This window comes from Aliiglaciecola sp. M165 (assembly GCF_007197995.1).
GTDB lineage: Bacteria > Pseudomonadota > Gammaproteobacteria > Enterobacterales > Alteromonadaceae > Aliiglaciecola.
Genome location: NZ_VKKH01000003.1, coordinates 184,555 through 195,967, shown reverse-complemented (window position 1 = coordinate 195,967; position 11,413 = coordinate 184,555). Strand labels below are relative to the sequence as shown.

Annotated in this window: 7 protein-coding genes; 6 read left to right on the top strand and 1 reads right to left on the bottom strand. The window is 43.2% G+C overall.

The window, feature by feature from the left end; translation table 11 throughout:
• Positions 1 to 6: 6 nt before the first annotated feature.
• The 3 genes from odhB to sucD all read left to right on the top strand — a co-directional run bounded on the left by odhB (position 7) and on the right by sucD (position 3,673).
• Positions 7 to 1,491, top strand: coding sequence for a 2-oxoglutarate dehydrogenase complex dihydrolipoyllysine-residue succinyltransferase (gene odhB / locus FM019_RS06445; protein WP_143835100.1), 1,485 nt, complete (start codon positions 7 to 9; stop codon positions 1,489 to 1,491).
• 143 nt (positions 1,492 to 1,634) lie between these two features.
• Positions 1,635 to 2,804, top strand: coding sequence for an ADP-forming succinate--CoA ligase subunit beta (gene sucC, locus FM019_RS06440; protein ID WP_143835099.1), 1,170 nt, complete (start codon positions 1,635 to 1,637; stop codon positions 2,802 to 2,804).
• On the top strand, positions 2,801 to 3,673 hold the full coding sequence (gene sucD, locus FM019_RS06435) for a succinate--CoA ligase subunit alpha (RefSeq protein ID WP_143835098.1): 873 nt from the start codon (positions 2,801 to 2,803) through the stop codon (positions 3,671 to 3,673). The genes sucC and sucD overlap by 4 nt, the downstream gene beginning before the upstream one ends.
• 82 nt (positions 3,674 to 3,755) lie before the next feature.
• Here the strand turns inward: sucD and FM019_RS06430 are convergent, their stop codons facing one another.
• The gene (locus tag FM019_RS06430) at positions 3,756 to 4,769 is read right to left on the bottom strand and encodes a cupin-like domain-containing protein (RefSeq protein WP_185969211.1); all 1,014 of its coding nucleotides are present in this window, start codon (positions 4,767 to 4,769) and stop codon (positions 3,756 to 3,758) included.
• 534 nt (positions 4,770 to 5,303) lie between these two features.
• Here FM019_RS06430 and FM019_RS06425 point away from each other — a divergent pair.
• The 3 genes from FM019_RS06425 (at position 5,304) to FM019_RS06415 (ending at position 11,265) form a co-directional block, all read left to right on the top strand.
• A complete protein-coding gene (locus FM019_RS06425) occupies positions 5,304 to 8,192 on the top strand; it encodes a TonB-dependent receptor (protein WP_143835096.1) in 2,889 nt (962 codons plus the stop codon).
• An 84-nt stretch (positions 8,193 to 8,276) separates the two neighbouring features.
• The gene (locus FM019_RS06420; RefSeq protein ID WP_143835095.1) at positions 8,277 to 9,767 is read left to right on the top strand and encodes a tryptophan halogenase family protein; all 1,491 of its coding nucleotides are present in this window, start codon (positions 8,277 to 8,279) and stop codon (positions 9,765 to 9,767) included.
• Between the two features lies 1 nt (position 9,768).
• The gene (locus tag FM019_RS06415) at positions 9,769 to 11,265 is read left to right on the top strand and encodes a tryptophan halogenase family protein (protein WP_143835094.1); all 1,497 of its coding nucleotides are present in this window, start codon (positions 9,769 to 9,771) and stop codon (positions 11,263 to 11,265) included.
• Positions 11,266 to 11,413 lie beyond the last annotated feature (148 nt).

Here is an 11,413-nt window from a genome sequence, read left to right as displayed (position 1 = left end):
ACCTGTATGACAATAGAAATAAAAGTACCGGTGTTGCCTGAATCTGTTGCAGATGCTTCGATTGCTTCATGGCACGTCAAAGTCGGTGATAAAGTCAGCCGAGATCAAAACCTGGTCGATATCGAAACCGATAAAGTGGTGTTGGAAGTGGTTTCTCCAGAAGAAGGCGTGATAACGGAAATTCTAGATGCTGAGGGCGATACCGTACTCGGCGAGCAGATCATAGCAAAATTAGAAAAAGGTAATGGTTCTACCGGTGGAACAGGAAAACCTGCTCCTGCTGCTAGCCAACCTACTACTTCAAGTTCAAAGGGTAAATCAGTGGAAATAAAAGTTCCTGTGCTGCCGGAGTCGGTAGCAGACGCAACAATCGCAACATGGCATGTTAAGCCTGGAGAGGCTGTTTCTCGCGACCAAAATTTGGTTGATATCGAAACCGATAAAGTGGTTTTAGAAGTTGTTGCACCAGCAGACGGCTCATTAAGTGAAATCCTTGCACAAGAAGGTGACACTGTTACCGCAGAGCAAGCCATTGCAAACTTTGTTGAAGGTGCAGGCGCAGCGCCTGCCGCTACAGCAACTGATGCAGAAGAAAGTGCAGAAGATAACGATGCATTAAGCCCTTCCGTAAGACGTTTGCTTGCAGAAAAGGGTGTCGACGCATCAAACATTAAAGGAACCGGTAAGGGCGGTCGTATCACTAAAGAAGATGTTGAAAAACATCTTAAAGGCGGTTCACAACCTGCCGCGGCAGCTCCTGCAGCAGCTGCGCCTGTTGTGCCTGCGGGTGAGCGCACTGAAAAACGTGTACCTATGACACGTCTGCGTAAAACCATTGCTAACCGTTTACTTGAAGCGAAAAACTCTACGGCCATGTTGACAACATTTAATGAAATTAACATGAAGCCCATCATGGATTTGCGTAAGCAATACCAAGAAAGTTTTGAAAAGCGTCATGGTATTCGTTTAGGTTTCATGTCTTTTTATGTAAAAGCGGTAACCGAAGCACTAAAACGCTTCCCTGAAGTAAACGCTTCTATTGACGGTGATGATATTGTTTATCATAACTACTTCGATATCTCGATTGCGGTATCCACACCACGCGGATTGGTAACACCTGTGCTTCGTGATACAGATTCGTTAGGCATGGCAGGTGTTGAGGCCGGTATTAAATCACTCGCCATTAAAGGTCGTGACGGTAAGCTCTCAATGGACGAACTGCAAGGCGGTAACTTCACCATTACCAATGGCGGCGTATTTGGTTCATTGATGTCGACACCTATTATAAATCCACCGCAAAGTGCGATTCTGGGCATGCATAAAATTCAAGATCGCCCTATGGCGGTGAATGGCAAAGTAGAAATTTTACCTATGATGTATCTAGCTTTGTCTTATGACCACCGTATTATCGATGGCAAGGAGTCTGTTGGCTTCCTGGTAACGGTCAAAGAAATGCTCGAAGATCCAACACGTCTATTGTTGGATGTGTAAGACTTTGGTCTGCAACGAAAAAGATAGATGATAACTGCGTTATCATCTATCCGATTGCATGTATTTAGCCTATAATACGTGCACCTTAAATCAAGCTGCGTTTTCACGCGGCTTTTGTCTTAAATAAAACGGATAGAAACACCATGAATTTGCATGAATATCAGGGTAAACAGTTATTCAAAGAATACGGTTTACCTGTTTCTGAGGGTTTTGCTGCGGATACTCCTCACGCAGCAGTCGAAGCTGCTGACCGTATTGGTGGTAGCGAGTGGGTTGTTAAATGTCAGGTTCACGCAGGTGGACGTGGTAAAGCTGGCGGCGTTAAGCTGGTTAAAACAAAAGATGAAATCAAACAATTCGCCCAAAATTGGTTAGGCAAAAATTTGGTGACCTATCAGACAGATGAAAACGGCCAACCCGTTAGCCGTATTCTTGTCGAATCTTGTACAGACATCGACCAAGAGCTTTATCTTGGTGCTGTTGTTGATCGTGCTTCGCGTCGTATCGTATTCATGGCCTCAACTGAAGGCGGTGTTGAAATCGAGAAAGTAGCAGAAGAAACTCCTGAAAAAATCTTGAAAGCCGAAGTGGATCCACTTGTTGGCGCTCAACCTTATCAGGCCCGTGAAATTGCATTCAAATTAGGTCTTGAAGGCGTACAAATCAGACAATTCACTAAAATCTTCATGGGTTTAGCGAAAATGTTTGAAGAACTAGATGTGGCACTTATCGAAATCAATCCTCTAGTGATCAAAGATGACGGTAATTTGCATTGCCTAGATGCAAAAGTGGCTATCGACAGCAATGCCATGTATCGCCAACCTAAATTACAAGATATGCACGATCCATCTCAAGAAGATGCCCGTGAAGCACAGGCGGCTAAGTGGGAACTTAACTATGTAGCACTTGATGGAAACATTGGTTGTATGGTTAACGGTGCAGGCTTGGCGATGGGCACGATGGACATCGTTAAACTTCACGGCGGAAACCCGGCTAACTTCCTTGATGTTGGTGGCGGCGCGACTAAAGAACGCGTTACTGAAGCATTCAAAATCATCCTGTCTGATTCAAATGTTCAAGCTGTGTTTGTTAACATTTTTGGTGGAATTGTTCGTTGTGACATGATCGCTGAAGGCATCATTGGTGCTGTTGAAGAGGTTGGTGTTAACGTTCCTGTCGTTGTTCGCCTTGAAGGTAACAACGCTGAGCTAGGTGTGAAAACATTGCAAGAGTGTGATTTAAATATTATTGCAGCAACGAGCTTAACTGACGGTGCTCAGAAAGTTGTTGCAGCAGCTGGAGGTGCAGCATGAGTGTACTAATCGACAAAAACACGAAAGTCATTTGTCAGGGTTTCACTGGTGGTCAAGGTACCTTCCACTCAGAACAAGCAATCGCTTATGGCACGCAAATGGTCGGTGGTGTTACACCGGGTAAAGGTGGCTCTGAGCACTTAGGTCTTCCAGTATTTAATACAGTGCGTGAAGCCGTTGAAGCCACCGGCGCAACGGCATCTGTAATTTACGTACCAGCACCATTTTGCAAAGACTCAATTGTTGAAGCCGCTGACGCAGGGATCGAACTGATCGTATGTATCACTGAAGGCATTCCAACTATCGATATGCTTTACGTGAAAGAATACATCACGCAAAAAGGCGTGCGTATGATTGGTCCTAACTGCCCAGGTGTTATCACACCAGACGAATGTAAGATTGGTATTATGCCTGGTCACATTCACAAAGCAGGTAAAGTGGGTATTGTTTCTCGCTCTGGTACTTTGACGTATGAAGCGGTTAAACAAACGACTGACGAAGGTTTTGGCCAATCAACCTGTGTAGGTATCGGTGGTGATCCGATTCCAGGTTCTAACTTCATCGACATCTTAAAATTGTTCCAAGATGATCCAGCGACAGAAGCCATTGTAATGATCGGTGAAATCGGTGGTACGGCTGAAGAAGAAGCCGCTGAATTTATCAAAGACAATGTCACCAAACCTGTTGTTTCCTACATCGCAGGTGTTACGGCTCCTGAAGGTAAACGCATGGGCCATGCCGGTGCCATTATCGCAGGTGGTAAAGGTACTGCTGATGATAAATTTAAAGCACTTGAAGCAGCGGGTGTAAAAACTGTTCGCTCGTTGGCCGAAATTGGTAAAGGTTTACGCGAAATTACCGGTTGGTAAGCGCAAAAACGCTTTAACAACAAATTAGCATTAAAAACCGCCTTAATTGGCGGTTTTTTAATGACTTTATTTTGCGTTGAGGTTATTTAATCTGGCTCGCCAACCACTGATGTATCATCTGAGAGATTTTAGCATTGGGTTGCCCCATAATGCCTTTTGCCTGCTCAGGAATGTGCTCGGCAGGGTCGCCAAACTCTTCAAGCAAATAATGTTTGATCATATGCTGCCATGCGTGCTTTTCCTGTGGGTGCATGTTCTTTAATGCTTGAAGGCCATGCATTAACATCGGAAACGGCAATTGGCTGGTTGTTTGATTATTGCTCCACCAGTAATTTACTAACACATTAAATGTAGAAAGCGACTCAACATGATGCCACCATGGAGTAGGAATAAAGATGGCATCGCCAGGTTCAAGCTCGACAGATAGTGCGTGGTTAAAAGCCTCTTCATATTTTGGATGCTTCACCAAATCTGGTTGGTGCATGTCTACCAGGCTGATCGCCTGACCTGCCGGGGTGTAATCTAATGGCCCTATATAAAGGTTATGGATCTGCTCTGGAGGGAATAAAGTAAAGCGTCGGTTTCCTGCTGCAACGACTGCAATGTTGTCGGCTTCATCAAAATGTGCTGCAACTCTAATCCCATTACCAATCCAAATAAACGGCGAAATATTAGGTAAAAGAGGATTATCAAAATATTTCTCAAGAGTCGGGAAGGCGGTTTTCACGTCAACGCATTGAACGCAGTAGCGAGCGGTATCTTGCTCATCAAGCATTTTGTCTATGCATTGCTGAATTGGTTGTGCAGACACGTCGAAATTCATGCCGCGAAGATCGTCCCTATAAAACATTCTGCCAGATGTTTCACTAGGCAAGCGAACGAGCTTTAGGTTTTTGCCAGTTTGAAAAGTGCTTAAATGTTTTGCTACGTCTTTTGTCGACTCCTGCGCTTGTTTCACCATTGGCCAATGTGACGCAAAGTTTTTAATCACTAGCGGTTGTCTATTTTCTGATACTCGTTGAAGCAGTTTACCCGAGTCGATTGAATCAATCGTTTCTGGTGCCGGTCTGGTTCGTAAATCAAAAGGCTTGTTCAAAACGTTCAATCCCTAACTTTTATATGTAACGATTAAGAAGAGTAGCATGACATGACCTTCTCAAAAAGAGTGTGACAGACACACAATGTTTAACCCAGATTAACCCCAAGAATTCTAATTCGTTAACAAAGTGTAATTAAATAACATTTATCTTTGCGTCAAAAACGTCTCAATATTTTAAAAAGTATCTTAAAATAACAATGTTGGAGTAAATATATTACCTTTAATTTGGTTCACGCATTATTAACATTTGATATATGTAATCAAATTACACAATTTTTTTGTTTCGTCGAATATCATGGTTTAGAGATAAAAAGATAATATAAACAAAGACATAATGATTTTTAGTGACGAAGCTTTTATATACTTTATGTAAAAAAAATGTTTTGCATATTTTTGAATACGTATGCATAAGATTGAGCCAAAGCCAGTGATGGCGGTAATATCGCCATGAATTTAAATTAGTGTTAATTCATGTTTCAAAAAACTAACAAACGTATTTAACACTTATTCAACAACACACGGGACACATACATGAAAAATTTCAAGCCTAACTTGATCAAGGCTGCCTTGATCACTAGTGGTTTTGCTTTTGGTGCCACTTCACCAATGGCTTTTGCGCAAGAGGCGCAGGCTGGCGATGACACCGAAGTTATCCAAGTTACCGGTATTCGCGGCAGTCTAATGCGAGCGCAAGCTATCAAAATGGACAACACGTCTATCGTTGAAGCGATTTCAGCAGAAGACATAGGTAAATTGCCAGATACCAGTGTTGCAGAATCTCTAGCCCGTCTACCTGGCCTTGCCGGTGAGCGTCGTAACGGTCGTACAAGCGGTTTATCTGTTCGTGGTTTTAATGAAAACTACGTGGGTACATCACTAAACGGTCGTGAATTGCTCGGTATGGGTGACAACCGCGGAGTTGAGTTTGATTTATATCCTTCAGAGATAGTGTCTAACATCTTAGTCTATAAAACACCTGAAGCAGGCATGATCACCCAAGGTATCGGTGGTACTGTTGATTTGCAGACTATAAGCCCGCTAGGTGAAGAAAGAACTATCACGCTAAACGGATCATACGAAAAGAACCAAACAGATTCAGGTAACCCGGATTTTGACAACAACGGTCATCGTTTATCTTTCAACTACGTAGATTCATTTGCAGACGACACACTGGGTTTGGCATTGGTTGTTGCATCGTTAGAATCTCCTCGTCAGGAAAATCAATTCCGTGGTTGGGGTTATGCAGGGGTCAATACAACACCTGAAAATACCTTTGATGAAAATGGTAACCCTCAGTGGAACCCTCGTCGCTTTGATGGAAATGACACGGTAGCTGTTCCTGATGGTTCTGTGGTTCTAGGTGGTCACGATTCCTTCACTCGATCAGCGTTGCTAGAGCGTACTTCTGTAGCTGCCGTTATCGAGTGGGCACCTTCAGACAATCTTAAAGTTCAGTTAGATGCTCTATATATCGACTTCGAAGAAAACGATGTTCGCCGTGGCCTGGAAGAGGGTGGCGCCGAGTGGGGAACTAGCGCATACAACATAACTGGTGTTGAAAATGGCTTGGTAACTTCAGGTTATTACGATGGTTTCTTCTCAGTAGTGCGTAACGATGCACGTAGCCAGACGTCTGAACTAACCACGTTCGGTTTGAATGTTGAATATCAATTAAATGATGATTGGACGCTAGAGTTTGATTTGTCTACAGGTGAAGTGGATAAAGACATCACAGATATCGAGAGTTACTCAGGTGTAGGTCGTGCCGGCATCGCTGACCGTCCTCAAACTGCACGTTCATGGGAAATGACTTCGACGGGAGTGATGTATTCAGATCACCCTACTATAGCACCTGTTGATTTGACTGATCCTTCACTTATTCGTTTGGCGGGTCCTCAAGCTTGGGGTGGTGCGTTAGCGCCGATTCAACAATTCCAAGGAAATGACGATTTTGGTCCAGCAACCGCGCAAGACGGTTTTGTTAACCAATCTGTGTTTGATGAAAGTTTGGATAGCATCCGTTTGCAAGTACAAGGTGCGGTTGAATTCAGTATCTTCACAGAATTTGAAGCAGGTATTGTTTATTCAGATCGCTCTAAAACCAAAATCAACAATGGTTTCTTCTTAACTGCGCCAACATGGCCTGATGATGGTCCTATTCCGGAAGTATTGGGTGTTGCTGATCTGAGTTTTATTGGCATCAACGGCGTTTTGGCCTACGACAGTTTGTCGCTGTTTAATAGTGGTTTTTACACCTCAACAGACGCTCAATTGTTAGATACTAACCGTTTAGGTGATACCTACAAAGTTGAAGAGGAGCTAACCACTATATACTCTAAATTGACCATCGATACTGAAGTGGGTGATATGTTCCTACGCGGTAACATTGGCGTTCAAATCGTTGATGCGGATCAGAGCTCAAGTGGTTTCGACTCTGTTAATAACGCAGAAGGCTTTGTTAATGCAACGGAAGTAAGTGCAGGCGATTCGTATACAGATGTACTTCCAAGCTTAAACTTAACGTTAGAAGTCGCGGAAAATCAGTTCATCAGAACAGCTTTTGCTAAAGTATTAACTCGTCCACGTATGGATGACATGCGACCTAATAATCGAGTTAGCTTTGCATTCAATGACAACCAAATTCTTAACGCTGATCCCCGTCAAGGACCCTGGTCATCTTCTTCAGGTAACCCATTCCTGAAGCCGATTGAAGCAAACCAGATTGACCTCGCTTATGAGAACTATTTCTCGGATGATGGTTTCTTTGCAATCAGTTACTTCTACAAAGACATTAAAAACTGGCACGAGTCGTCGAATGTTCAGATTGACTTCACTGAATTCTATATTCCGGGATTCCATCAGTCTTCTGACCAAACGGATCCTCCGTTCCAGGCGCCTGCAACCTTCCAAGGATTCAATAGCTCTCGTCAAGATGGCTTAGAAGGATCTGTTAAAGGTTGGGAATTACAAGGTAACCTGCCTTTGGGCAACGTTGTAGATGTACTTGACGGTTTTGGTGTTGTCGCTAGTGCAACCTTCCTGGACGGTGATTTTGATGACGGTTCGCGTATTCCTGGTTTGTCTGAAGAAGCATACAGCTTCACGGCATACTACGAAAACAGTGGCTTTGAAATCCGTATTTCTGGCACAAAGCGCGACCAGTTCCTATCTGAAACACGTGGTTTAAGTCTATCACTTGTTAATGCGACTGACCAAGGTGGCGAACAGTGGGATGCTCAGATTGGTTATGATTTCTCTGAGTCAGGTATCGATGCACTTGACGGATTGCGTGTGACACTTCAAGGTCAAAACTTGACTGACGAAGCGACTATCCAATCAAATGGTAATGATCCTCGTCAAATCACGCAGTACCAAACTTATGGTCGTAACTTCTTATTGGGCTTGAACTATAAGTTCTAATCTCCAATAACATTGAAGTTTAATATTAATCAAAACCCCGTCCGTTTATACTGATGGGGTTTTTGTTTTTCAATATGGTAAAAAATGAACAAAGCCATTAAAAAAGTTGTAGTGGTTGGTGGCGGAACGGCCGGATGGTTGTCTGCTGCATTGCTTAAAAAAGTTGTCGGTGGCCCCGTTGAAATCGAGCTGGTCGAGTCTGAAAGTATTGGCACTGTTGGCGTTGGGGAAGCCACCATTCCTCCAATTCGCCTGGTCAACAATGTCTTGGGGATTAACGAAGCAGAGTTTCTACGAGAAACAAACGCTACCCTTAAATTGGCCATTAAATTTGAAAACTGGCGAGTGCAGGGAGAGGGCTATTTTCATACCTTCGGTGCGCCAGGCAAAAGCATGGCGTTTTGTCAATTTCATCACTTCTGGAAAAGAGCCAAAACACTGGGTTTTGATTCTAACCTGTGGGATTACGATTTAAATTATTTATGCTGTTTAGAAGGTAAATTTGCGCATATCAACAGTAAAGATCCCATTTTAGAATTGCCTTATGCCTATCATTTTGACGCGTCTTTATATGCTAAATTTCTACGCACGTTCAGTGAGAAAATGGGAGTGGTCCGCACGGAAGGCCTGGTAGAACATGTAAAACAAGATCCGCAAACAGGATTTGTGACACAATTACAATTAAATGACGGCAAAATCATTTCTGGTGACTTGTTTATTGATTGCTCAGGTTTTCGTGGTCTGCTCATCCAGAAAACCTTGGGCACTGGGTATGAAGATTGGAGTCATTGGTTGCCCTGTGACCGAGCCGTTGCAGTGCCATCTGAGCGACTAGAAAAGACCTTACCTTACACCCGTTCCATTGCTCACAAAGCCGGTTGGCAATGGCGTATACCTTTGCAGCACCGAAATGGCAATGGATTGGTATATTGTAGTGATCACTGTTCGGATGATGAAGCTGCCAGCACATTGATGGGAAACCTTGATACACAAGCCCTTGATGAACCTAGAGTGATTCACTTTAAAACCGGTAGGCGCCGCAAACAATGGAATAAAAATGTGGTCTCGGTGGGATTGTCTAGTGGATTCTTGGAGCCTTTAGAGTCAACTAGTATTCATCTTATTCAATCTGGGATAGTGCGATTAATCCACTTGTTCCCACACAATGGCATCGACCCAGTTAACGTTAACGAATACAACCAGCAATCTGAATTGGAATATGAACAAATCAGAGATTTTCTGATTTTGCATTACCACGTCAACGAACGAGATGACAGTCAGTTTTGGCGTAATATGCGCGACATGCAAATCCCAGATAGTCTGACGCACAAAATCGAATTGTTCCGCGAAACAGGGAAGCTATTCAGAGAGCAGAACGATCTGTTTTTGGAGAGTTCTTGGTTACAAGTGATGTTGGGGCAGGGTATTGAGCCGAAGGATTACCATCCTATTGCAAACAATCTGGACAAAGAGCGTCTGTTTAGTATGCTAAATACGGTTAAAAATGTTAAGCAACAACCGATTCCTCAGTTGCCTACTCATGATGAGTTTCTAAAGCATTATTGTAAGGTGTAGTTTGAAGCAGTTTAAACGGATAGTAATTTTGGGTGGTGGCACCGCAGGTTGGATGGCCGCAAATTTATTCGCTAATAAATGGGCCGATAAAAACGTTCATGTCACCTTGGTTGAATCCCCTGAAATCGGTATTGTGGGGGTAGGGGAAGGATCCACTCCAACGCTAAAGCGTTTTTTCGAAATGTTAAATATTTCAGAATCTCAATGGATGCCGCAGTGTAATGCAACTTACAAAGTCAACATTAGGTTTGCTGGTTGGAGTCCAAAATCTGGAATAGAGGATTATAGCCATCCGTTCATCTGTCAAACCGACACCTTCACTCAGAAGTCTTTTTTCGTAAATTGTAGAACTCGACGATTGGGGCTTGATACTAACGTCAACCCTGAAGAATTTCTGCTTAACGGTGTGTTGGCGAAACAGGTAAAAGGTCCCCTTGCGCCAGAACATTTTCCGATGATTATGGAGTATGGATACCATTTTGACTCATACTTGCTGGGACAATTTTTAGCTCAACACGCCGAGACTCTAGATGTTGAGCATATTCAAGCGAAAGTGTCATCAGTAAAACAGCATGCAAACGGCGATATCGCAGCGCTGATCACTGAAAATGGTGACGAGATTGACGCGGACTTTTTTGTCGATTGCAGTGGTTTTGCCTCGGTGTTAATGCAAAAAACGCTCAACGTAAAATTTAATAGTTTCAAACAGAATTTGTTCAATGATTCTGCGGTGGTGATGCCCACACCCATGCAAGACGTTATTCCAGTTGAAACACGCGCCACTGCATTATCAAACGGTTGGGCATGGAAGATCCCGTTAACCAATCGGTTTGGCAATGGTTATGTGTACAGCTCTGATTTTATCAATCAAGACCAAGCTGAGACGGAACTACGCAGGCATATTGGTACTGAAAACGACCCAGAATCTTGTCGCCATTTAAAAATGCGCGTTGGTCAGCTTGAAAAGCACTGGGCCAACAACTGTTTGGGCTTAGGATTATCACAAGGGTTTATTGAGCCATTGGAAGCCACGGCCTTGCATTTGGTCCAGGTCTGCATCGAAATGTTTATGGGTGATTTTGAAAAAGGCCAATTTAGTCATCGACATCAAGCTGAGTTCAACCAGAAAATTGCAGAACGTTTCGAACGAGTACGAGACTATATTGTGGCTCACTACAAAGTGAATACACGCGATGACAGCGATTATTGGCGGGCAAATCGAGATAATACACATTTATCAGAATCTTTAATTCAAATACTTAATGTCTGGTACAAACGCGAAGACTTGGGTGCAGAAATTGATCGACAAAAGCTGAATACGCACTTTGACACCATATCTTGGCATTGCCTATTGGCAGGTTATGGCGCATTTCCGCCTATCGCCAACAACCAGCCAGGAACCGGTGATCACTTCATAGAAAATGGTATTGAAGAGTTTAATCGTCGTTGTTCACTGAACTTTTCCAGTCATCAACATAATCTGGATAGCTTGAAATAAGGCTTGTTAATCAGTGCTATAAAGGTAATTCGTCTCTATTTTGGCGCAATCAATGCGCTGAATACGTATGCACATAGGGTGTGCCAGTTAACCAATAACGTTAAACTTTGTTAACAATTCGTTTTCAAGTTTGAGTTTATTCGGCATG